The following is a 22,949-nucleotide window of genomic DNA, read 5'->3' as shown; positions in this document are numbered from 1 at the left end:
TGGCTGATGCTGCTGGTGGCCTCCACCGCAGGTCTCGGCGGCGGCAACTTCGCTTCCAGCATGGCCAACATCTCCTTCTTCTATCCCGATCGTATGAAGGGCTGGGCGCTCGGGCTGAACGCCGCCGGCGGCAATATCGGTGTTTCCAGCGTTCAGCTGGTCACGCCGATCCTGATGGGCGCCGGCCTCATCAATCTCTACCAGGCGACCCCCGTCTCCGGCGTTTATCTCCAGAACGCCGGACTGATGTGGGTCCTGCCGCTGATGATCGCGGTGTTCGGCGCCGTCTATTTCATGAACAACCTCACGTCAGCGAAGTCGCCGTTCAGGGATCAGCTTGCGATCGTGAAGCGCAAGCACACCTGGATCATGTCCTTCATCTATATCGGGACCTTCGGATCCTTCATCGGCTACTCGGCGGCCTTTCCGCTTCTGATCAAGACGCAGTTTCCTGCCGTCACGATCGGTATCGCATTCCTGGGGCCGCTGCTCGGCTCGCTGTCGCGTCCGTTCGGCGGTCTGCTCGCCGACAGGATCGGCGGTGCGATCATCACGTTCTGGAATTTCATCGCGATGACGGCGGCCACCGTCGGTGCCCTCTACTTCGTCGATATCAAGGACTTCGCCGGCTTCCTGGCGATGTTCCTGATCCTCTTCGTCACCACCGGCATCGGCAACGGATCGACCTACCGGATGATCCCCTCGATCTTCCGCGAGGAAAACCTGCGCAAAGCGCGCGGCAACGGCGAGGCCGGACGCGCGCTCGCGGTCAAGACCGCGAGCATCGAAAGCGGAGCCGCGCTCGGCTTCATCGGAGCGATCGGCGCCTGCGGCGGTTACCTGATCCCGAGCGGCTTCGGCAAGTCGATCGCGATCACCGGCGGTCCGCAGCTCGCGCTCGTCATCTACCTCGGCTTCTACGCGATCTGTCTCGCCATGACCTGGTGGTTCTACCTGCGCCGCGGTCCGGCCGAAGCGGGAGCGGCGAGCCTGGCCCAGGCACGAATCTAACCGGGCGACGAAATAGGGATCTGCCATGAGCGAAGCTCTCGTCATTGTCGGCAATGGGATGGCCGCAGTGCGCCTGGTTGACGAACTCGCCAAAGTCGCGCTCGGGCGCCATGCGATTGCGGTCATCGGCGCGGAGCCGAGGCTTGCCTACAACCGCGTGCTGTTGTCGTCGGTGCTGGCAGGTGAAGCGGCTTCGCACGAAATCGAGCTCAAGCCGGCCAATTGGTGGCGCGACCGCGGCGTCACGCTGAAATATGGCTGCACCGTCGACGAGATCGACGTCGGCCGCCGCGAGCTGAAGATCGCAGGCGAAGAGAGCGTTACCTTTTCGAAACTGGTGCTTGCCACGGGTTCGTCGCCGTTGCGGCTCAACCTGCCGGGCTCGGAGCTTTCAGGCGTGCACACCTTTCGCGACAGCCGGGATGTCGACCTGATGCTGTCACTGGCGGTAGGAAAAAAGCGCGTGGTCGTCGTCGGCGGCGGCCTGCTCGGACTTGAAGCCGCCTACGGGCTCGCAAAAGCGGGCGCGCCGGTGACGCTGGTCCACCTGATGGACCGGCTGATGGAACGCCAGCTCGATGCGCCGGCCGCAGCGCTGTTGAAATCGCTGGTCGAGAAGAAAGGCATTAACGTCCTGCTCAACGCCAATACCAGCCGCATTCTTGGGCAGAGCCGTGTCGAAGGCGTCGAGCTCAGCGATGGGCGGCAGATCGATGCCGACGCGGTTATTCTCGCCGCCGGCGTCCGGCCGAATATCACGCTTGCCAAAGAGGCCGGCATTGCAGTCAATCGCGGCATCGTCGTCGACGACCGGCTTGGGACCGGCGCAGACGGCATCTTCGCGCTCGGCGAATGTGCCGAACATCGCGGCATCTGCTACGGCCTGGTCGAGCCGGCCTACGAGCAGGCGAGGGTGCTGGCGCAGCATCTCGCCGGCCGCAAGGCTTCGTATCAAGGCAGCGTGGTCGCGACCAACCTCAAGGTGTCCGGCGTCAGCGTGTTTTCCGCGGGCGAATTTACGGGCACGGACCGAAGCGAAGCGATCGTGCTCAGCGACATCAGGCGCGGCACCTACAAGAAGCTCGTGATCGAGGATGGTCGGCTCGCCGGTGCGGTGCTGGTGGGCGATACCACCGATGTGCTCTGGTATCTCGAACTGATCCGCAATCGCGCAAATATCGCTGGCGTCCGCAAGGACATGATGTTCGGCCGCCCAGCTGCTTTGGCGGCGGCGGCGTGATTGGGTACTTGCGATGACCGCGGGCGATCCTTCGCTACGTACCACTTCTACCGCCTGTCCCTATTGTGGCGTCGGCTGCGGCGTACTGGCGACGCCGGACGGAAACGGTGCTGCTGCGATCTCGGGCGATCCTTCGCATCCGTCGAATTTCGGCCGTCTCTGCTCGAAGGGCTCGGCGCTGGGCGAGACACTCGGCCTCGAACATCGCCTGCTCCATCCGATGATCCGTTGCAGCAGTTGGGCGATGCAGCGCATCGCCTGGACCGATGCGCTCGATCATGTTGCGCATCGCTTCGCCCATGTTGTTGCGCGCGACGGTCCGGGTGCGGTGGCGTTTTATCTGTCCGGGCAACTGCTGACGGAGGACTACTACGTCGCCAACAAGCTGATGAAAGGGTTCATCGGCAGCGCCAATGTCGACACCAATTCGCGCCTGTGCATGTCCTCTTCTGTGGCGGGGCATCGCCGCGCCTTCGGCGCCGATACGGTGCCCGGCGTTTACGAAGATCTCGACGAGGCCGATCTCCTGGTACTGGTCGGCTCCAATGCCGCCTGGTGTCATCCGATCCTGTTCCAGCGCATCATCGCCAACAAGCAGCGGCGTGGTGCGCAGATAGTCGTGGTTGATCCGCGCAAGACCGATACTGCGGAAGACGCCAATCTGTTTCTAGGAGTGAGGCCCGGGACCGACTCCGCGCTGTTCGCCGGCCTGCTGGTGCATCTTGCCGACAATGATGCGCTCGATTGCGATTACATCGCGCGCCACACCTCGGGTTTCGATCAGACGCTTTGCCGCGCCCGCGGCCTCGCCGGCAGCGTAGCGGCAACCGCGCTGGCAACCGGTCTTTCCGAGCAACACGTCGCCGCGTTCTTCCAGATGTTTGCGGCGACGCCTCGTGTCGTCACGCTCTATTCGCAAGGCGTCAACCAGTCGGCGCAGGGCACCGACAAGGTCAACGCCATCCTGAATTGTCATCTCGCGACGGGACGGATCGGAAAGGTCGGCGCGTCGCCGTTCTCGCTCACCGGACAGCCGAACGCGATGGGCGGCCGCGAGGTCGGTGGGCTCGCCAATCAGCTTGCCGCGCATATGAATTTCACCCCGCCCGATATCGATCGCGTGCGCCGCTTCTGGGAAGCACCGCGGATCGCAACCCATGAGGGGCTGAAGGCGGTGCAGATGTTCGAGGCGATCGGCCGCGGCGAGATCAAGGCGCTGTGGGTGATGGGCACCAACCCCGCGGTGTCGCTGCCCGACGCGGACGCGGCGCGCACGGCGCTCAAGAAACTCGAACTGTTCGTGATTTCCGAAAACGTTCTTTCCAACGATACCGTCGCCGCCGGCGCGCATGTGCTTTTCCCGGCGCTGGCCTGGGGCGAGAAGTCCGGCACCGTCACCAATTCCGAGCGGCGCATCTCGCGCCAGCGCGCGTTCTTGCCCGCGCCCGGCGAGGCACGGCCTGATTGGTGGATCGTCAGCGAAGTCGCTAAACGTCTCGGTTTCGGTGCCGCGTTCGATTATGCGTCCGCGGCGGCGATCTTCCGCGAGCATGCGGCGCTCTCCGCGTTCGAAAATGGCGGCAGTCGCGATTTCGATATCGGGGCTCTGAGCGATGTCAGCGACGATGCTTTCAATGCGATGACGCCGGTACTGTGGCCGCAGCGAGCCGGCGAGACCGCGCAGGCGCGCTTCTTTGGCGGCGGCGAGTTCTTTACCAACGATCGCAAAGCGCGCTTCGTCGCGCCGGAACCGCCGATGCTCCGGACCGAGACCCATGAAGGGCGTCCGCTGCGCCTCAACACCGGGCGTATCCGCGACCAGTGGCACACCATGACCCGCACCGGCACGAGCGAGCGGCTGGGTTCGCATTTGCCGGAACCCTTTGTCGAGGTGCATCCGGACGATGCCGCGCGGCACGGCCTGACTGACGGGTCGTTCGCCCGGGTCACCACCGATCACGGCCAATGCACGCTCAAGGTCGTGGTCAGCACGCGGCAGCAGCGCGGCATGCTGTTCGCGCCGATTCATTGGAGCAAGGCCAACGCATCGGCCGCGCGCGTCGGCGCGCTGGTTGCGCCGTTGACCGATCCGTTCTCCGGGCAGCCGGAAGCCAAGGCGACGCCAGCTTCGATCGCGCCTTATGAGTATGTCTTCCGCGGCTTCGTGCTGTCGCGCAAGCCGTTGAAACTGCCGGAGCACGCCTTATGGGCGCGCGCTGCCATCAACGGCGGTCTTGGTTATCTCATTGCCGATAATGCAGACCTGAAAGAGTGGTCGTCGTGGTTGCGTTCGGTCGCAGGCGAAGAACTCGCCGAATACAGCGATTTCGGCGGCGGCGTCTATCGTGCGGCCTCGTTCGCGGATGGTGCGATCGAGACCTGCCTGTTTCTCGCTCCCGCGCGCGACGCCGGCGATTGGGAGGTCGCAAAGGAACTCTTCGCTGCCGGCGCCTTGACCGACGCGCAGCGGCGGTCGTTGTTCTCCGGCAAGCCGCTGCAGGGCCTTGCGAGCACGGGACCGGTTGTCTGCGCCTGTTTTGGTGTTGGGCGCACCACGATCTGCGATGCCATTGCCGCCGGCGCGCGCTCGGCCGCCGAGCTTGGTGCCCGGCTCAAGGCTGGCACCAATTGCGGCTCATGCATTCCCGAATTGAAGCGCCTGATCGTAAAGGCGGCGAGCGCCGATCCCGACCAAATGGCGGCGGCGAGCTGATCGACGCCGAGCGCTCTCTCCTCTATGGTGCGCGCCCCGCACCATAGGTAATCACATGAAACACAAGAAGTTCGGCTCTACCGGTCACGACGTGTCCGTCATCGGGCAGGGCACCTGGTATCTCGATCGCGGCGACCGCAGGGCAGCGGTTGCCGCGCTGCGTCGCGGCCTCGATCTCGGTATGACCCACATCGATACGGCCGAGATGTACGGCGATGCGGAACTCGTCATCGCTGAAGCGATCGCGGGACGCCGCGACGAAACCTATCTGGTGTCCAAGGTGCTACCGAGCAACGCCTCGCGTCGTGGCACGATTGCGGCGTGCGAACGTTCGCTGGCGCGGCTGAAGACCGACCGCCTCGACTGCTATCTGTTGCACTGGCGCGGCAGTTTTTCGTTCTCCGAAACCGTTGATGCCTTCGAGCAACTGGTCAAAGCGGGCAAGATTCGCTCCTGGGGCGTTTCCAACTTCGATGCCGACGATCTCGACGAACTTCTCGACGTGGCGGGCGAGGGCAAGATGGCCTGCAATCAGGTGTTTTATCACTTGCAGGAACGCGCAATCGAGCATGCGGTGATTCCGTGGTGCGCGAAGCACAACGTCGCCGTCGTTGCCTATTCGCCGTTCGGTCACAACGACTTTCCGGATCAACGCAGCAAAGGCGGCGCGGTGCTGCAGACGATCGCCAAGCGCCATGGCGCCTTGGTGCGCCAGATCGCGCTGGCTTTTCTGGCGCGCGATCCGCGCGTGTTTCCGATCCCGAAAGCATCAAACGCGGAACACGCTGCAGAGAATGCGGCGGCCGGCGATCTCGTGCTGAGCGCGGATGACATTGCGGCGCTGGAAAGCGGGTTCCCGCGCGGGCCGAAGCCGCGAAGCTTGCCGATGCTCTAATGCCCGCGGTGCCCTGTGGCTCGAATGTCGGTAAAACCACCCGCTGCGACATGATGCGGCAGACCGGGACACCAGCGCATAACCGCTGCCTGTTTTCGGGTCTTGTCGCGGCGGCGCGATGGCGCTTTTTTGTGATCTCGCCCGATTCGCTTCTTTCGCCCTCGAGTTCAAACCGTGACACCCCCCGCAACAGCTGTTAGGCTGGACCGCGCGCCAACGGCATTGCCTGAGCGGCCACCGCCTGAAAAGCAGCCGGTTCCGGCTGTTCCGGCGCGGCCCGACCGGCCGCTGCGCGGCATCATGCTGCTCATCGCATCGACCGTTTTTCTCGGCACGTCGGACGCAACGTCGAAATATCTTTCGAAGACATTGCCCGCGGTCGAAATCGCCTGGATCAGGTTTCTGATTTTTGCGCTGATCATGATTCCGGCTGTCATGCCGGGCTCGCCGATCTATGCGCTGCGGACCCAGCTGCCCCTGTTGCAGGTCATGCGAGGGACGGCGCTTTTGGGCTCGTCGCTGCTGTTTATTACCGGCTTGCGGTTTCTCCCCATTGCCGAGGCGTCCGCCACGAGTTTCGTCTCACCTTTGTTCGTCACCGCGCTGTCGATTGTTTTCCTCAGCGAAAAGGTCGGGTTGCGGCGCTGGCTGGCGACGGCGGGAGGACTCGTGGGCGTGCTGATCGTGCTGCGGCCGGGCACCAGCGCGTTTCATGCCGCCGCATTCTTTCCCGTCGTCTCCGCGTTCGCCTGGGCCTCCTGCCTGATCATGACGCGCATGATGAGCGGCAAAGAGCCTGCGATGGTCACCATGACCTATTCGTCCATCGTCGGCTTTGCGATTCTGTGCGCAATGGTTCCCGCTGTCTGGGTCACGCCGACCTGGCACGATATCCTGTTTGGAACCATCATTGGCGTGGCATCGACCGCCGGGCAGTGGATCGTCGTGCTCGCGTTTCGTTATGCCGACGCATCCGTGCTGGCGCCGTTTTCCTATGTCCAGCTGCTCTGGGTAACGTTGCTCGGCTTCCTGATCTTCGGCGAAGTCCCGGATGTCTGGACCATCACGGGAGCAGCCTTCATCGTCGGCAGCGGCGTTTATACGGCCTACCGCGAACGAATCCGGCATTCGCAGCTCGCAGCGCTTGCCGCGGCGCGGTCGCCCAATCCGTGACCCACGCGACGGCTGTCGTCACACCGGCAGCGCGACCGAATATTTCACCTGGCTCAGCGCAAAACTCGACTCGATCGAGGCGATGCCGTCGAGCCGCGTCAGCTTGTTCTTCAGGAACGCTTCGTAGGACGAGAGATCGGCGGCGACGACGCGCAGCAAATAGTCGCGGTTTCCCGTCATCAGGTAGCACTCCAGCACCTCGTCCCATTTCGAGATCGCGCGTGCAAAGCGGTTGAGGTCTTCCTCCTTCTGCCGGGCAAGCTTGATCGAGATGAAGACGCTGACATGCAACCCCACCGATTTCTGGTCGACGGATGCGATATAGCGTGTGATGACGCCGCGCTGTTCCAGTAGCTTCACACGGCGGTGGCACGGCGAGACCGAGAGCCCAACCCTCCCGGCGAGCTCGGCCATGGTGATGCGGCCGTCGGATTGCAGAAGGCCGAGAATTTTGCGGTCGATGGCATCTAGCGCCGGCATTGGGATAAACCATTGTTTGGAGAGAACGGGTTGGTAAATTATCCCAAAATATCAGGGTATGTCGCCAGGATTTGAGATTTTCGGCCGATGCGGTCGCGGTAACATTGGCGTCAAATCAAGCTAGCCCGAACCGCCTTCAGGCTGGGAGGTACGCCATGCCCACTGAACCCGCACGCCTTGACATCCTGAACGCGCTGACCCGCAAAGTGCTGTGGCTGTCCTCGTGGACCATCCACCATGCCAACCACGTCAGATCCAATGTCGACGGCCTGAAAGTCGGCGGCCACCAGGCGTCCTCGGCCTCGCTCGCCACCATCATGTCGGCGCTCTATTTCTCGGTTCTGCGGCCACAGGACCGTGTCGCAGTGAAGCCGCATGCGAGCCCGGTGTTCCACGCGATCCAGTACCTGTTCGGACATCAGACGCGCGAGAAGCTGGAGAATTTCCGCGGCTTCAAGGGCGCCCAGTCTTATCCCTCACGCACCAAGGATGTCGACGATGTCGACTTCTCGACCGGTTCGGTTGGCCTCGGCGTCGCGCAGACGCTGTTTGCCTCAATGGTGCAGGACTACGTCAAGGCGCACGGCTGGGCCAAAGACCGCCCTGAAGGACGGATGATCGCGCTGGTCGGCGATGCCGAGATGGATGAGGGCAATATCTTCGAGGCGCTGCTGGAGGGATGGAAGCACGGCCTGCGCAACACCTGGTGGGTGGTCGATTACAACCGCCAGAGCCTCGATGCCGTCGTGCGTGAGGGGCTGTGGGAAAAATTCGAATCCATGTTCCGCAACTTCGGATGGGACGTGGTGATCGTGAAATATGGCAGCCTGATGCGCGAAGCCTTTGCCGAGCCCGGCGGCGAAGCCCTGCGCAAATGGATCGATCAATGTCCGAACCAGCTCTACGCAGCCTTGTGCTTTCAGGGCGGGGCGGCATTCCGCAAGCATCTGCGCGACGAGATCGGCGATCAGGGCCCGGTGACGCAATTGATCGACAGGCGCAGCGACGACGAGTTGCTGGCGCTGATGTCCAATCTCGGCGGCCACGACATGGCGAGTATGCTGGAAGCGTTCGAAAAGATCGATCACGACCGGCCCGTCTGCTTCATCGCCTATACCATCAAGGGCGTCGGTTTGCCGTTCCAGGGTCACAAGGACAATCACGCCGGCCTGATGACGATCGCGCAAATGGAAAAGTGGCGCGGCACGCAGAGCATTCGCCCCGGCCATGAGTGGGACAAGTTCGAGGGTCTGCCGCAAACGCCGTCTGAACTTGAGGCGTTTCTGTCGACCGTTCCGTTCAACCGCGAGGGCCGGCGCCGCCTGAACGCGCCCGTGATCGATATTCCGGAGCGGCTGACTTTCTCGCCGTCGCCGCAGATGTCCACCCAGCAGGGATTTGGGCTGCTACTCAATGAACTCGCGCGCGGCGACAGCGCGCTTGCCGAGCGCATTGTCACGGCCTCGCCCGACGTCACGGTGTCGACCAATCTCGGCGCCTGGGTCAACCGCCGCGGTCTGTTCGCGCGCGCCGAGAAAGCCGATCTGTTCCGCAGCGAAAAAATCCCGTCGACCTTCAACTGGGACGCCTCGCCCAAGGGCCAGCACATCGAACTCGGCATCGCCGAGATGAACCTGTTTATCCTGATGTCGGCGCTCGGGCTGGCGCATTCGATTCATGGCGAGCGGCTGTTGCCGGTTGCGACATTATATGACCCGTTCATCGAACGCGGCCTCGATGCGCTGAACTACGCCTGTTATCAGGACGCGCGCTTCATGGTGGCGGCGACGCCGTCGGGCATCACGCTGGCGCCGGAAGGCGGCGCGCATCAGTCGATCGCGACGCCTCTGATCGGCATGGCGCAGGACGGGCTTTCGTCGTTCGAACCGGCTTTTGTCGACGAACTCGGCGTCATCATGGGTTGGGGCTTCCGGCACATGCAACGTGAGGGCGGCGAGGGCGGTTCGGTCTATTTGCGCCTCACCACCCGCGCGATCGATCAGCCGCAGCGGATCATGTCGGGCGAGCTTGAGGCCGGCATTACCGAAGGCGCGTACTGGCTGCGCAAGCCGGGGCCGAATGCGGAAGTCGTCATCGCCTACACCGGCTCGGTGGCGCCTGAGGCGATCGAGGCGGTCGGGCTGCTCGGCGAAAGCCGCCGCGACATCGGCTTGCTTGCGATCACCTCGGCCGACCGGCTGCATTCGGGGTGGAGTGCGGCCCGCAGCCTGCGTCGGGACCGCCGTAGCGTCGCGCATCTGTCCCACATCGAGAAACTGCTCGCGCCGCTGTCGCGCGATTGCGGTCTCGTGACCGTGATCGATGGACACCCGTCGGCGCTGGCCTGGCTCGGCGGCGTGCGCGGTCACCGGGTGGAAGCGCTCGGCGTCGAGCATTTCGGCCAAACCGGCACAATCGACGACCTCTATCGCCATTACGGCATCGATGCCAACGCCATCATCGATGCGGCGGAAAGCCTCACCTCCGGTGCGCCGGTGCGTCACCGCAAATTGGCCGTGTGATCCGTCGTAGGTCCCGGATCAGCGGCGCACCGTTTCACGCTGCGCAGCATCCGGGACACGCCAGCCGCAGCGAAATATTCCGTGTCCCGGACGCGTCGCGGCATGACAATGACGCGCCGCTGAGCCGGGACCTATTTCGCTCCAGAGCCTTGCCACGCCAGCGCCAGCGATCTTATATCCGGACATAGCCGCGACGCGGCGTCCCGCATGTGGCGGGTTCACACCCGTCCATAGCCCCCAAAGAGGTTTCCGATGGTCAACCGCCTGCAGTTTTACATCGACGGCGCCTGGATCGATCCGGTCGTCAAAAAGTCCACGCCTGTCGTCAATCCGGCGACCGAAGAGGCGATGTATGAGATTGCCCTCGGTTCCAAGGCCGACGTCGACAAGGCGGTCGCCGCTGCCAAGCGCGCGTTCGTGACCTATTCGCAGACGAGCCGCGAAGAGCGCGTTGCGCTGCTGGAGAAGATCGTCGCCATCTACAAAGGCCGCATGAAGGAAATTGGCGCTGCGGTCTCGGACGAGATGGGCGCGCCGCTGCCGATGGCCGAGAGGCTGCAGGCCGGCGCCGGCCTCGGGCATATCGCATCGACGCTCGAAATCCTGAAGAACTATCGTTTCGAGGAGCCGGTCGGCACCGCGGTGGTGGTGCGCGAGCCCGTCGGCGTCGTCGGCATGATCACGCCCTGGAACTGGCCGCTGAACCAGATCGCCTGCAAGGTTGCGCCTGCGCTCGCCGCCGGCTGCACCATGATCCTCAAGCCGTCGGAATTCACGCCGACCTCGGCGCTGATCTTCGCCGAAATCCTGCATGAAGCGGGCGTGCCGAAGGGCGTGTTCAACCTGATCAACGGGCTCGGTCCCGAGGTCGGGGCCGCCATGAGCGAGCATCCGGACATCGACATGATCTCGTTCACCGGTTCGACCCGCGCCGGTATCGATGTGGCCAAGCGCGCCGCACCGACCGTCAAGCGCGTCAGCCAGGAACTCGGCGGCAAGTCGCCGAACGTCATTCTCGAAGGCGCCGATCTCACAAAGGCGGTGGCCGGCGGCGTGATGCACATGTTCAACAACTCGGGCCAGTCATGCAACGCGCCGAGCCGGATGATCGTGCCGCTGTCGAAGATGAAGGAAGTGGCCGCGATCGCCAAGGGCGTGGCCGAGAAGACCAAGGCCGGCGATCCGCGCGCCGAAGGCACCACCATCGGGCCGGTCGTCAATCGGGTGCAGTGGGACAAGATCCAGGCCTTGATCAACAAGGGAATCCAGGAAGGCGCGACGCTCGTTGCGGGTGGTCCCGGTCTGCCCGACGGCGTCAACAAGGGCTTCTATGTCCGTCCGACCATCTTCGCCGATGTCACCAGCGAAATGACCATCGCGCGTGAAGAGATCTTTGGCCCGGTGCTCACCATCCTCGGCGCCAAGGACGAGGAAGACGCGGTCCGCATCGCCAACGACACGCCGTATGGTCTTGCCGGTTATGTCTCCGGCGATACGGTGGAAAGTGCGCGTCGCGTCGGCCGCCGCATCCGCGCCGGCAACGTCAACCTGCAGGGCGTGCCGAACGAGCGTACCGCGCCGTTCGGCGGCTACAAGCAGTCCGGCAATGGCCGCGAATGGGGCAAGTTCGGCCTCGAGGAATATCTCGAAGTGAAGGCGGTCGCGGGTTTCAACGCGGCGTAAGGCATTCGCAAGCTTTTAAGTGAGAACGCCGGAACGATGTTTCGCTCCGGCGTTTTTGTTTTGAACGGTCATTCCGGGATGGTGCGTAAGCACCAGACCCCGAATCTCGAGCTTCCGGGCTCGATGCTTCGCATCGTCCCGGAATGACGGGAGTAGTCAGCCCCCCAACGCGCCTTGGGTATTCACATAGAGTGCGTAGATCGATTGGCTCGCCGCCATGAACAGGCGGTTGCGCTTCAAGCCGCCGAAGCAGACGTTGGCGCAGCGTTCGGGCAGTGCGATGCGGCCGATCGGCTTGCCGTCGGCCGCAAAGATCAAGACACCATCGAGTTCGGCATTGCCCATGCCCCAACCGCACCAGAGATTGCCGTCGATGTCGCAGCGCATGCCATCGGGCGTGCCGGGGCCGGCGTCGATCAGCACGCGCTTGTTGCTGATCCGGTCGCCGGAAGGCGAAACATCGTAGGCCAGAATCTTGCGGTTCGGCACGCCGCGGGATTCCACGAGATAGAGAATCTTCTCATCCGGCGAGAAGCACAACCCGTTCGGCCCCAGAACGCCTTCGGCCACGACGGTGGCTTTGCCGGTTTCGCCATCGATCCGGTAGACGTTGGCGTCGATCTCGGATTCCGCGACATATCCCTCGTAATTGCCGAGCAGGCCGAACGTCGGATCGGTAAACCAGATCGAGCCGTCGGATTTAACGACGACGTCGTTGGGCGAGTTCAGCCTCTTGCTGTCGAAGGAGTCCATCAACACCGTGATCGAACCGTCATATTCGGTCCGGGTCACGCGCCGCCCGCCGTGTTCGCAGGTGACAAGGCGGCCCTGGCGATCGCGCGTGTTGCCGTTGCCGAAGTTCGACGGCTTGCGATAGACACTGACGGCGCCCGTTTCTTCTTCCCATTTGATGATGCGCTGGTTGGGAATGTCGCTGCATAACAGATAGCGCCCATCGCCGAACCACACCGGTCCTTCGGCCCAGCGCAGCCCCGTCGCGAGCCGCTCCACGGCCGATAGTTTGAGCCAGTATTTCTCGAAGCGCGGATCGAGTGCATGGATGCAAGGATCTGGATATTGGGTCGCCGGCTGAAAGCCGGGGCGTGCGGGCTGGTCGGACATAGTGTTCTCGTTGCTGTTTGATTTCCTCGCCTCGGCACCTGCTAACATCTGACAGGTCAGCCAGCAAGCAGGTGTGCCCCGGACACTGCGCAGCACGTAAGTGATGCGCCGTAGATCCGGGGCCTACTTTCGGCAAATAGGTTTGGGTCCCGGCTTCGCGAAGCGGTACTACGCACCGCATCGCATCCGGGACACGAATGCTTGCCGCCATCCGCGCACCGCGCCATACTCGCGCAACTAAAGCAAAAACGAGGAATGAAATGCCACGGATATTGATGACCGGCGCATCGGGCGGAATCGGCACGAGCTTGCGCAGGCTGTTGCCCCCGATCTATCCGGATCTGCTGTTGAGCGACCTGAAGGCGCCGGCCGATCTCGGCAAGAACGAGAAGTTCAGGGCCGCTGACCTTGCCGATCTCGCGCAGGTCGAAGCGATCTGCGAAGGCGTCGACGGCATCATTCATTTCGGCGGCTATTCGGTCGAAGGTCCGTGGGACGCCATCCTGCAATCCAACATCATCGGCTGCTACAATCTGTTCGAAGCCGCGCACAAGAAGGGCGTCAAGCGCATCGTGTTTGCGTCGTCCAACCACGCCGTCGGCTTCTATCCGCGCTATCATCGGATCGGCACCGACGTGACGCCGCGGCCGGACAGCCGCTACGGCGTCAGCAAGGTGTTCGGCGAGGCGATCGGCGCGCTCTATGCCGACAAGCACGGCATGAAGGTCACCTGCATCCGGATCGGCAATTTCGGCGACAAGCCGCTCGATCATCGACGGCTCTCGATCTGGCTGAAGCCCGAAGACCTGGTGCAGCTCTGCCGGATCGGGCTCGATCACCCCGACATTCACTTCGAGGTTTTCTATGGCGCGTCCAACAATGAGCGCGGATGGTGGGACAATCACCGCGCTTATGACCTCGGCTATCGTCCGACCGGCCGCGCGGAGGATTATCGCGAACATGCCTTTGCCGAGCAAGCCAAGCTCAAGGCGGATCCGGTCGGAGATTTCTACCAGGGCGGTGCGTTCTGCGGCATGGAGTTCGACGGCGACAGGAGCCGCATCCTCGATCTGAAGTGACGCTTTGCGTCATTCCGGACGGCGCAAAGCGGCGATCCGGAATCTCGAGATTCCGGGCTCGTGCTCCGCACGCCCCGGAATGACAGAATAAAAGCAATAACAAAGGACGACACAAATGGCTGACGGGTTGCGCAAGGGACTAGCGAGTTATGGAGATCCCGGCTTTTCGCTGTTTTTGCGCAAGGTCTTCATCAAGGCTATGGGTTATTCGGACGACGCGTTGAACCGCCCCATCGTCGGCATCACCAACACCTATAGCGATTACAATCCCTGTCATGGCAATGCACCGCAGATCATCGAGGCGGTGAAGCGCGGCGTCATGCTGTCCGGCGCGATGCCGATGGTGTTCCCGACGATTTCGATCGCGGAAAGCTTTTCGCACCCGACCTCGATGTATCTGCGCAACCTGATGGCGATGGATACCGAGGAGATGATCCGCGCCCAGCCGATGGATTCGATCGTGGTGATCGGCGGCTGCGACAAGACGCTGCCGGCGCAGATCATGGCTGCGATCTCGGCCGATTTGCCGACCGTCGTCATTCCAGTCGGCCCGATGGTGGTCGGCCATCACCGCGGCGAGGTGCTGGGCGCCTGCACCGATTGCCGCAGGCTCTGGGGCAAATACCGCGCCGGCGAGATCGATGATACCGAGATCGAGGCGGTCAACGCCCGCCTCGCGCCGTCGGTCGGCACCTGCATGGTGATGGGAACCGCGAGCACCATGGCCTGCGTCACCGAGGCGCTCGGGCTGTCGCTGCCGATGAGCGCCACGATCCCCGCGCCCCATGCCGAGCGTTTCCGCCTGGCGGAGGCAAGCGGCAGGGTCGCCGCCGAAATGGCCAAGGCGAAGGGACCGAAGCCGAGCGAGCTCTTGACCGCGTCTTCTTTCCGCAACGCGCAGGTCGTGATGCAGGCGATCGGCGGTTCGACCAACGGCCTCATTCATCTGACCGCGATCGCCAACCGCAGCGCGCATCGTATCGATCTCGAAGCATTCGACAAATTGGGTCGCGAAGTGCCGGTGCTGATCGACCTGAAACCATCGGGTGCACATTACATGGAGCATTTCCATCACGCCGGCGGCGTGCCGAAGCTGATGGCGCAGCTCGGCAACCTGATCGATCTCGATGCGAAAACCATCACCGGCGAGCGCTTGCGGGATATTGTTGCGCGGGCCGAAGATGTGCCGGGGCAGGATGTCATTCGCTCGCGTGACAACCCGATCAAGAACGTGGGTTCGATGGCCGTGCTGCACGGCAATCTGGCGCCGCGCGGCGCCGTCATCAAGCAATCCGCGGCGACGCCAAAGCTGTTGCAGCACACCGGCCGTGCCGTGGTGTTCGAATCCGTCGAGGACATGACGCAGCGGGTCGACGATCCGGCGCTCGAGGTCTCCGCCGACGACGTGCTGGTGCTGCGCAATGCCGGGCCGAAAGGCGCGCCCGGCATGCCGGAAGCGGGCTATCTGCCGATCCCGGCGAAACTCCTGCGCGCGGGCGTCAAGGACATGGTGCGGATTTCGGATGCGCGGATGAGCGGCACGGCGTTCGGCACCATCGTGCTACACATCACGCCGGAAGCGGCCGTCGGCGGGCCCTTGGCCCTGGTGAAGACCGGCGACATGATCGCCCTCGACGTCGCCAAGCGCAGCATCGATCTTCTGGTCGATGCGACTGAGCTCGAAAAGCGCCGCGCCGCCCTCGAGCTGCCGAAGGCGGACTGGGCCAAACGCGGCTATGCCCATCTGTTCTACGAGACGATCTTGCAGGCCGATGAAGGCTGCGATTTCGATTTCATGCGGGCGCAGGGGAAGGGCTAAAGAGCGTGAGCTAACCGGCAAGCGTCAAGCGGCAAAGCCGCCGGACGAGATTCTAGAGACAAAGCGGAGCCGGCGCAGGGCAACGATGCTTCTGTCATGAAGGCGGGCGTTTCCCGCAGATGCAAAAACACGCCCCCACCCTCAGTTCGATTGACATCCCGACAAGGCCGATGGGATGATCCAAGAAAATAATCAGGGAGGGGGAGACGATGGCAAGCTTGGGCAAGCCGTTAGGCGTGGTCGTTGCTGCTTTTCTGTGCATCGCCGCAGGCGCTTCCGCGCAGGAGGTGAAGCACTATCGCTTCGCCTATGATCAGCCGAAGAGCACCGGTTACGGCATTCTCGCCGATATCTTTTCCGAGAGGCTGAAGACGCTCAGCAAGGGCACGATGCTGATCGATCAGTATCCCGGCGCGCAGCTCGGGCAGGAGCCGCAGGTGCTTCAGCTCGTGAAGTCCGGCGACGTCGAGTTCTGCATCTCTTCCTCCGCCAATGCCGCAACCCTGTCGCCGCAAGCCGGCGTGATGTCGATGCACTTCCTGTTCCGCAACGAAGCCCATCTGATCAAGGCGATCGCGGACCCCGAGGTCTCCAAGGCGGTCAAGGAGATGATCGCCGATACGGTCAAGGGCGCTCACGTCATCGCGCTCGCCACCCTCGGCCTGCGCCACATGTATTCCAAGCGCGAGATCCGCAAGATCGAGGACATCAAGGGGCTGAAGGTCCGGGTCCAGGCGACCCCGACCGAGGACATCATGTTCCCGGCCTATGGCGCGCAGATTGTGCACATGCCGTTCGGCAGCGTTTACACCTTGCTGCAGACCGGCGTGGTGGACGTCGGTGAAAACGGCATCAACGTCTATCTTGCCAACAAGCATTACGAAGTCGCGCCGGTTCTGTCGCTGACCGAACACGAGGCGAACAACAGCCTGGTCTGGATCAGCGATAAACTGTGGAACAGCCTCACGCCGGAGCAGCAGGGCTGGGTGCAGGCCGCCGCCGACGAGGTCAATCGGACCCAGCCAGCGAAAGCGCTCGAGCTCGAGCACCAATCGGCCGAAAAACTGAAGTCGATGGGGGTGAAAGTCGTGACCGACGTCGACAAGTCCGGTTTCATCGCGATCGCCGATCCCTACCTCGACAAGCTCGCCAAGCAGCTCGGACCGCACGCCGAGAAAATCAAGAACCTGATCCGTGCGGTCAACTAACGCTAGTGGTCCGATTCTAACATTCGCATCCCTTCTCGGCAGGCACTCTTGCGAATGTTAGAATCAAAGGACCACTAGTGTCCCGGTTCTGACATTCGTATCGTATCTCGGCGAACACTTTTACGAATGTCAGAACCAAGGGGACACTAGCAAATATATGATTCTAGTGTGGCTTTGACTCTGACGTTCCTTTGAAGAGGTCGCTGTGAAACTGAAAGGAACGTCAGAGTCGCCACACTAGCAAATTTAAGTTTCTAGTGGAGTTTAGGATTTGACATTCGCATTTCGAGCTTGCGGTCAGACGAGGAGCGAATGTCAAATCCACTCCACTAGTGCGGTGAATTTGAAGTTCCTATCCGTTTCGCGGTGACCTCGTCATAGGAACTTCAAATTCTAAACCGCACTAGAATCATATAATTGGCTAGTGCTCCTTTGATTCCGAAGTTCGTAAACGTGGAGCCGCAATATGATACGAACTTCGGAATCGGAGCACTAGCGGACTACCCAAGGGGAGGAATGAACGTTGCGCCATCAAGGAAAAATAACAAGCGTCAAAATAACAAGCGTCCTGGCTTTTCTGGCGGCCGCGGTGTTCGCTGGTGGGGCGAACGCTCAGGAAGTCAGACATTATCGCTTCGCCCACGACCAGCAGCTCAATTCCGGTTACAGCATCGCCTACGACATCTTCTCCGCCAAGCTGAAGGAATTGAGCAAGGGAACGATGCTGGTCGACCAGTATCCGGGCGCGCAACTCGGCCAGGAGCCGCAAATCCTGCAACTGGTTCGCTCGGGCGACATCGATTTTGCCATCGTGTCGTCTGCCAATACGTCGACGATCGCGCCTGAGGCCGGCGTGATGTCGCTGCATTTCCTGTTCCGCAACGAGGACCACAACGTCAAGGCGCTCGGCGACGAGAAGGTGTTCGCAGCCATTCGCGACATGATCGACAATACGGTGACGGGCATTCACGCCATCGGGCTCGGCACCCAGGGCTTCCGGCACATGTACGGCAAGCGCGAAGTGCGCAAGGTCGAGGATCTCAAGGGGTACAAGGTGCGCGTGCAGGCGACTGCGACCGAAGACACCATGTTCCCGGCCTACGGTGCCCAGACCGTGCATATGCCGTTCGGCAGCGTCTACACCTCGCTGCAAACCGGCGTGGTGGATTTTGGCGAAAACGCCGTCAACGTCTATCTGATCAACCGCCATTACGAAGTCGCGCCCGTGCTTTCGATGACCGAGCACGAAGCCAACAACGCCATTCTCTGGGTTAGCGACAAGCTCTGGCAGAGCCTCAATGCCGAGCAGCGCGGCTGGGTCCTGGCGGGGGGGCGGGACGTCAGCCTTCAGGAGCCGAAGCGGGCATTTGACCTGGAGCGGTCAGCAGCCGCCAAGCTGCAAAAGATGGGCGTCAAGATCGTGACCGATGTCGACAAGACCGGCTTCCAGAAAATCGCCGATCCCTATCTCGACAAGCTCGCCAAGGGCCTCGGTCCGCACGCCGAGAAGATCAAGGACCTGATCAAGGCGGTCAACTGAAAGCTATCACGGGTCGTCCCGGCGAACTCCGGGACCCATACGTTGCGGCCTTTCAGTTGGGTGTTGATGTTTCCAACTTTCTCTCGACAATAGACGCCGGCGATTTTGGGTCCCGGCGTTCGCCGGGGACGACAAGAAAGCTATCTAGCCCAACAGCGAGTTGAACCATGCCGATCGCCGACAAACTCGTCCTGCAGCGGCAGCATCATCTGAAATGGCGCGCACTCGACCGGCTCGAGCTCGTGCTGATGATCATCTGCGGCGTGCTGTGCTTCGGTTTCTCGCTCTCGGTGACGTTCGACATCGTCACACGCACCATCGGCCATCCCTGGCTGTGGCTGCAGGAAGTGACCTCGACGCTGTTCATCTACGCAATCTTCATCGGGGCTGCGGCCGCAACCCGCCGCAACGATCACCTGTATCTGGCGGCGATCTCGGAATCACTGCGCGGCACGCCCCGGATGATCGTCGAAATCTTCGTTCGCCTCGTCGTGCTGGCGGTGGCGCTTTGCCTGATCTGGTTCGGCTACATCAACTATCTCCGCGGCTTCGGCAGCTTCCGCCTGCCGTCCGGCACGCCGATCGCGTCGCTCTACGCGATCATCCCGCTTTCCGCGATCCTGATTGCGCTGTTCACGATCGAACAGCTCGTCAACGGCATCCGTAACGGCTTCGATCATCCCGAGCCCGAAGAGGAGTTGATTATCCCGCCTGTTGAATTGTCGCTGGACCGGAGGAGACAGCCGTGAGCGCGCCGCTTGTGCTTGCGTTGATGTCGTTCTGTTTCCTGTTTTTCGGCTATCTCGGCGTGCCGGTGCCGTTTTCGCTGATGGCTGGCGTGTTCGTCGGCGCGTTTCTGACCGACGTGTCGTTCGCCGCGATCGTTCAGAAAATATTCGATGGCGTCGATTCGGAAGCGCTGCTGGCAATTCCGTTCTTCCTGCTGGTCGGCGAGCTCATGAGTTCGGCCAATGTGGTGGTCAGGATCGCGAACCTGTCGCTGTCGCTGGTCGGCCATATCAGGGGCGGTCTGTCGCAGGTCGTCGTCGTTTTCAGCATGTTCTTTTCGGAAATGTCGGGATCGACCACGGCCGATGTCGCGGTGATGAGCCGCGCGCTGGGCACGCCGATGCGGCGCGAGGGCTATAGCCCTGATTTCATCGCCGCGATTATCGCCGCTGCTTCCACCATCGCCGCCCTGGTGCCGCCGAGCATCACAGCGGTGGTATATGGCGCGGTCGGCAACGTCTCGATCGCGGGTCTGTTCATGGCGGGCGTCGTGCCCGGCCTGATGATCGGCTTTGGGCTGATGATCTATTGCTATTTCTTCGGGCCCGTCGGCGCACGCAAGCCGCGCGCCTCGTTTCGCCAGGTCGTATTTGCGGCAGGCGATGCCGTGCTGCCCTTGATGATTCCGGTGATCCTGCTCGGCGGTATCCTCACCGGCTGGTTCACGCCGACCGAAGCCGGCGTGGTTGCGGTAATCTGGATCATTGCCGTCGTGATCCCGGCGCTCAACCGCAAGCATATCCGTAAAATCCCCTATGACTTCTGTCTGGCCGGACTGATCTTTTCCTTGCCGCTGATCACGATCGGCGCGGCGAATGCGTTCGGCTGGATGCTGGCTTATTTGCGCGGGGCGATCGTGATCGCGGACTGGATCACCTCGATCGCCGGCAGCAATCCGCAATACATGATGCTACTCCTGGTGGCGCTGTTCACGGTGGTCGGCGATTTCATCGAGCCGGTGCCGACGATCATCATCTTCATGCCGCTGGTGACGACGTTGACCCAGGCGGGCGATATCAATGGCGTTCACATGGGCGTGGTGCTGATTGCGACGCTGGCCTTCGGCATGATCACGCCGCCTTACGGGCTGGTGCTGCTGATGGCGTCGAAATTCGTCGGCGTGCCGTTCTCCAAAGCGCTGCGCGCGGCGTTGCCGATCTATGTCGTGTTTCTGGTGACAATCGTCTTCACCATCTACTTCCCGAAGGTGGTGCTATGGCTGCCCAAGCACGTGATCCCCGAATCCGTCGGCTGCTTCAAATCGCCGGCGGGGGCAGGATACATCTGCCCGAACTGAAGCCGACCCTCATGGTGAGGAGGCACCAGCTCTACTTGCTGGATTGCTTCGCTCCGCTCGCAATGACGGCGTAACAGGTCTCTCGTCATTGCGAGGGCGATGATCCCGTACTTGACGGATTGATTTAGACATGGCATACTCTCCCCTGTCGATAGGGAGAGCCGTCATGGCCCGCGCCAAGCAACCGAAGCAAATCACCCAACTCACTGTTGGCCAGTTTGAGCAGATGTTTCCGAATGAGGAAGCCTGCGACGCCTATCTGGTGGCGCGCCGCTGGCCAAATGGCGTGATTTGCCCGCGCTGCGGCTCTGACCGGCCCTACGAACTCAAGACCATGAAGTTCAAATGGGAGTGCCCCGAGTGCAGCCCCGGGGGCTATCGGTTTTCCAACATTGCCGGGACGATCTTCGAGAACACCAATGTCGATCTGCGCCGCTGGTTTCAGGTCATTCATCTGTTGCTGACCAGCAAGAAGGGCATGAGCGCGCGGCAAATCCATCGCCATTTCGGGTTCGGCTCTTACAAAACCGCTTGGTATATGTGCCACCGCATCCGTGCGGCGCTCGTGGAGAAGGATTTCGACAAGCTGGGCGGGATTGTCGAGGTAGACGAAACGTTCATCGGCGGCAAAGCCAAGAACAAGCATAGGGGAAATGGACGTGGCGGCCCGGGCCGTGGAGGCATCGGCTCTGGCAAGACGCCGGTCGTTGGCGCGGTTAGCCGCAAGGGCAACGTCGTGGCGCGCGTCATTGACACGGTCAGCGGCGAGTTGCTGACCAAGTTCGTCATGGGCGCCGTTGACAGCAAGGTCAGCTTGCTCGTGACGGACGAATGGATCGGCTATCACCACGTCAAGAAGCTGTACCCGCATCAGGTTATCAAGCACACCCAAGGCGAATACGTCGTTGGTGCCGTTCATACCAACACGATTGAAGGCTTCTGGAGCATCCTCAAGCGCGGCGTTGTCGGCACCTATCACAAGGTCAGCAAGAAGTATTTGCCGCTCTACGTCGCGGAATTTGAGTTCCGGTACAACAACCATGAGAACGTCGATTACAACAACCGTGAGAACGTCGATATTTTCGGAGCGGCGATAGCAGCTTGCTGAGGCGCGGTCACTGGCATCCGTCTCAGTTAGAGACGAATGCCGCCAGCGAACCGGAATGGAGGCAATTGGAGCTGCCATTTGACGCAGGGTCTTCATTTTGAGACTGCCGCGCCGAGAGGTCTGAAATGCTAGAATTGGCGAGGGTTTTTACTGCCGAAACCCATTTCTTGGCAGGCTCCAACTCGCGTTTCAGAGGACTAATAAAGGCACTTATTGAGTCTCTCCTCTCCGCATCTGAAATATTCGGCGGTAGTTGGGATGCTATCTGCGCCAAATTATTGACCACACCAGACAATCTATTAAGGCTGCTTTGGTCGATCACTTTAAGGTCGGAAAAATCCGAATACGTCGAAACAAAATTGCTCAACCGATTGCGCGCATTCGCAAGGCGATTGTTTAGTTCGTTGATCTTTTGAAACAGCCCAAATTGGGGAGATTGCCAATCGGAAACAAGCGTATCTCCTTCTGCCAGTATTCGATTGAATTCATTCATGTGCGCTTCGATACCCCTCCAAGCATCGATCCTAGCTCCAATATCCGACGCTTTCGGTATTGGAGGTGATGGAGGTTGTGGCGGGGGCGAAATGGGAATCCCGTTAGCACGCCGCGCATCATCTCTTTCTAGGATTGCTAAATCACGATCACGTTGCGCCGTAGCTAACTGGGATTGTAACTTCGCTATGGCCGGATCGACCTCGTGCGAGGATATATCTTCCCAGTAGTATGCAAAGCCAACAATCCCAGCCCAAATAATCATAAGAATCGCTAGCGATACCGGGAAATATCGGCGGTTCTTGAAATCCAGCCAATCCTTGAAGGCAACGATAATAAGGATGCATAGCCCAATTGCCGTAGTGCTAATCCAAGCCAAGGGCGGTGCATGATCCATCCATCTGAGCGTTCCCCATTCAACCATCAGGAATGCTCCTGCGGCGATAGCTGGGACCACGAACGGCTTAAGCGTTGGCGTGCGCTCTGTGTATTGCGGGATATAGGGCTGTAGCGGGTGGTCGGAGAGAATTTCTCCATCAATCGGCTTCGGAACGTCAGACATGGTTGCCCCTCCAGAGAGTCTCCCTCTCTGGTAGCTTGACTCCGGACGGCCAATCCGTCAAGAGAGGGATCATCGTCTGTCAGTAGCGCGTGATCTGTCGCCTGTTTGTAGCTCGTGAAGTGTCGTGTTTTTAGTGCCCTGGAACAAAGGGGGCACGATGGGCACGGCATCCATTCACGAGGGTGTACGACGGATGCGGTTTTCAAGTTTGCTGGA

At 61.4% G+C, this 22,949-nt stretch carries 17 protein-coding genes; 14 read left to right on the top strand and 3 right to left on the bottom strand.

Going from position 1 to position 22,949, the window contains the following annotated elements; all coding sequences use genetic code 11:
* From M6D32_RS00695 to M6D32_RS00675, 5 genes are all read left to right on the top strand, one after another.
* The coding region (locus M6D32_RS00695) for an MFS transporter (RefSeq protein WP_298252350.1) at positions 1-1,011 on the top strand (1,011 nt) is incomplete at its 5' end.
* 25 nt (positions 1,012-1,036) lie between these two features.
* On the top strand, positions 1,037-2,251 hold the full coding sequence (locus tag M6D32_RS00690; RefSeq protein WP_298252348.1) for an FAD-dependent oxidoreductase: 1,215 nt from the start codon (positions 1,037-1,039) through the stop codon (positions 2,249-2,251).
* Positions 2,252-2,264: 13 nt separating this feature from the next.
* Positions 2,265-4,964 carry a nitrate reductase gene (locus M6D32_RS00685; protein ID WP_298252346.1) on the top strand — a complete coding sequence of 900 codons (2,700 nt, stop codon included), beginning with the start codon at positions 2,265-2,267 and terminating at the stop codon, positions 4,962-4,964.
* Between the two features lie 55 nt (positions 4,965-5,019).
* Positions 5,020-5,859, top strand: coding sequence for an aldo/keto reductase (locus tag M6D32_RS00680; RefSeq protein WP_298252344.1), 840 nt, complete (start codon positions 5,020-5,022; stop codon positions 5,857-5,859).
* A gap of 300 nt (positions 5,860-6,159) precedes the next feature.
* Positions 6,160-7,032 carry a DMT family transporter gene (locus tag M6D32_RS00675; protein WP_298252353.1) on the top strand — a complete coding sequence of 291 codons (873 nt, stop codon included), beginning with the start codon at positions 6,160-6,162 and terminating at the stop codon, positions 7,030-7,032.
* 18 nt (positions 7,033-7,050) lie between these two features.
* Here M6D32_RS00675 and M6D32_RS00670 read toward each other — a convergent pair whose 3' ends face one another.
* Positions 7,051-7,512 carry an Lrp/AsnC family transcriptional regulator gene (locus M6D32_RS00670; protein ID WP_298252342.1) on the bottom strand — a complete coding sequence of 154 codons (462 nt, stop codon included), beginning with the start codon at positions 7,510-7,512 and terminating at the stop codon, positions 7,051-7,053.
* Between the two features lie 155 nt (positions 7,513-7,667).
* Between M6D32_RS00670 and M6D32_RS00665 the strand changes: the two genes are divergently transcribed.
* Together M6D32_RS00665 and M6D32_RS00660 are read left to right on the top strand one after the other, a co-directional pair.
* Entirely contained in the window at positions 7,668-10,034 is a 2,367-nt protein-coding gene (locus M6D32_RS00665; RefSeq protein ID WP_298252340.1) for a transketolase, read from the top strand.
* A gap of 252 nt (positions 10,035-10,286) precedes the next feature.
* The gene (locus M6D32_RS00660; RefSeq protein WP_298252338.1) at positions 10,287-11,717 is read left to right on the top strand and encodes an aldehyde dehydrogenase family protein; all 1,431 of its coding nucleotides are present in this window, start codon (positions 10,287-10,289) and stop codon (positions 11,715-11,717) included.
* A 156-nt stretch (positions 11,718-11,873) separates the two neighbouring features.
* Here the strand turns inward: M6D32_RS00660 and M6D32_RS00655 are convergent, their stop codons facing one another.
* A complete protein-coding gene (locus M6D32_RS00655; protein WP_298252336.1) occupies positions 11,874-12,839 on the bottom strand; it encodes an SMP-30/gluconolactonase/LRE family protein in 966 nt (321 codons plus the stop codon).
* Positions 12,840-13,099: 260 nt separating this feature from the next.
* On the opposite strand from M6D32_RS00655, the gene M6D32_RS00650 reads away from it, so the two are divergent.
* The 7 genes from M6D32_RS00650 to M6D32_RS00620 all read left to right on the top strand — a co-directional run bounded on the left by M6D32_RS00650 (position 13,100) and on the right by M6D32_RS00620 (position 21,679).
* Complete coding sequence (locus tag M6D32_RS00650; RefSeq protein ID WP_298252334.1) at positions 13,100-13,918, top strand: NAD(P)-dependent oxidoreductase; 819 nt, start codon at positions 13,100-13,102, stop codon at positions 13,916-13,918.
* A gap of 115 nt (positions 13,919-14,033) precedes the next feature.
* Positions 14,034-15,737, top strand: a complete 1,704-nt coding sequence (locus tag M6D32_RS00645) for an IlvD/Edd family dehydratase (RefSeq protein WP_298252332.1) — start codon at positions 14,034-14,036, stop codon at positions 15,735-15,737.
* Between the two features lie 209 nt (positions 15,738-15,946).
* A complete protein-coding gene (locus M6D32_RS00640) occupies positions 15,947-16,945 on the top strand; it encodes a TRAP transporter substrate-binding protein (RefSeq protein WP_298252329.1) in 999 nt (332 codons plus the stop codon).
* Positions 16,946-17,501: 556 nt separating this feature from the next.
* On the top strand, positions 17,502-18,485 hold the full coding sequence (locus M6D32_RS00635; protein ID WP_298252352.1) for a TRAP transporter substrate-binding protein: 984 nt from the start codon (positions 17,502-17,504) through the stop codon (positions 18,483-18,485).
* Positions 18,486-18,652: 167 nt separating this feature from the next.
* Positions 18,653-19,234, top strand: coding sequence for a TRAP transporter small permease (locus M6D32_RS00630; protein WP_298252327.1), 582 nt, complete (start codon positions 18,653-18,655; stop codon positions 19,232-19,234).
* Complete coding sequence (locus M6D32_RS00625; protein WP_298252325.1) at positions 19,231-20,571, top strand: TRAP transporter large permease; 1,341 nt, start codon at positions 19,231-19,233, stop codon at positions 20,569-20,571. The genes M6D32_RS00630 and M6D32_RS00625 overlap by 4 nt, the downstream gene beginning before the upstream one ends.
* Before the next feature lie 166 nt (positions 20,572-20,737).
* The gene (locus tag M6D32_RS00620) at positions 20,738-21,679 is read left to right on the top strand and encodes an IS1595 family transposase (RefSeq protein WP_298252323.1); all 942 of its coding nucleotides are present in this window, start codon (positions 20,738-20,740) and stop codon (positions 21,677-21,679) included.
* 22 nt (positions 21,680-21,701) lie between these two features.
* Here M6D32_RS00620 and M6D32_RS00615 read toward each other — a convergent pair whose 3' ends face one another.
* Positions 21,702-22,733: a hypothetical protein gene (locus tag M6D32_RS00615; protein WP_298252321.1), complete on the bottom strand. Its 1,032-nt coding sequence runs from the start codon at positions 22,731-22,733 to the stop codon at positions 21,702-21,704.
* Between the last annotated feature and the right edge of the window lie 216 nt (positions 22,734-22,949).

Source organism: Bradyrhizobium sp. (assembly GCF_027307225.1).
Taxonomy (GTDB): domain Bacteria; phylum Pseudomonadota; class Alphaproteobacteria; order Rhizobiales; family Xanthobacteraceae; genus Bradyrhizobium.
This window is presented reverse-complemented; position numbering and strand designations above follow the sequence as displayed.

What these genes read in the sequence shown, in the direction of transcription:
- M6D32_RS00675 (WP_298252353.1), top strand. Translation starts at nt 6,160, where the DNA reads ATGCTGCTCATCGCATCGACCGTTTTTCTCGGCACGTCGGACGCAACG.
- M6D32_RS00670 (WP_298252342.1), bottom strand. Translation starts at nt 7,512, where the DNA reads ATGCCGGCGCTAGATGCCATCGACCGCAAAATTCTCGGCCTTCTGCAA.
- M6D32_RS00665 (WP_298252340.1), top strand. Translation starts at nt 7,668, where the DNA reads ATGCCCACTGAACCCGCACGCCTTGACATCCTGAACGCGCTGACCCGC.
- M6D32_RS00655 (WP_298252336.1), bottom strand. Translation starts at nt 12,839, where the DNA reads ATGTCCGACCAGCCCGCACGCCCCGGCTTTCAGCCGGCGACCCAATAT.
- M6D32_RS00615 (WP_298252321.1), bottom strand. Translation starts at nt 22,733, where the DNA reads ATGTCTGACGTTCCGAAGCCGATTGATGGAGAAATTCTCTCCGACCAC.
- M6D32_RS00685 (WP_298252346.1), top strand. Translation starts at nt 2,265, where the DNA reads ATGACCGCGGGCGATCCTTCGCTACGTACCACTTCTACCGCCTGTCCC.
- M6D32_RS00660 (WP_298252338.1), top strand. Translation starts at nt 10,287, where the DNA reads ATGGTCAACCGCCTGCAGTTTTACATCGACGGCGCCTGGATCGATCCG.
- M6D32_RS00630 (WP_298252327.1), top strand. Translation starts at nt 18,653, where the DNA reads ATGCCGATCGCCGACAAACTCGTCCTGCAGCGGCAGCATCATCTGAAA.
- M6D32_RS00650 (WP_298252334.1), top strand. Translation starts at nt 13,100, where the DNA reads ATGCCACGGATATTGATGACCGGCGCATCGGGCGGAATCGGCACGAGC.
- M6D32_RS00640 (WP_298252329.1), top strand. Translation starts at nt 15,947, where the DNA reads ATGGCAAGCTTGGGCAAGCCGTTAGGCGTGGTCGTTGCTGCTTTTCTG.
- M6D32_RS00645 (WP_298252332.1), top strand. Translation starts at nt 14,034, where the DNA reads ATGGCTGACGGGTTGCGCAAGGGACTAGCGAGTTATGGAGATCCCGGC.
- M6D32_RS00690 (WP_298252348.1), top strand. Translation starts at nt 1,037, where the DNA reads ATGAGCGAAGCTCTCGTCATTGTCGGCAATGGGATGGCCGCAGTGCGC.
- M6D32_RS00620 (WP_298252323.1), top strand. Translation starts at nt 20,738, where the DNA reads ATGGCCCGCGCCAAGCAACCGAAGCAAATCACCCAACTCACTGTTGGC.
- M6D32_RS00680 (WP_298252344.1), top strand. Translation starts at nt 5,020, where the DNA reads ATGAAACACAAGAAGTTCGGCTCTACCGGTCACGACGTGTCCGTCATC.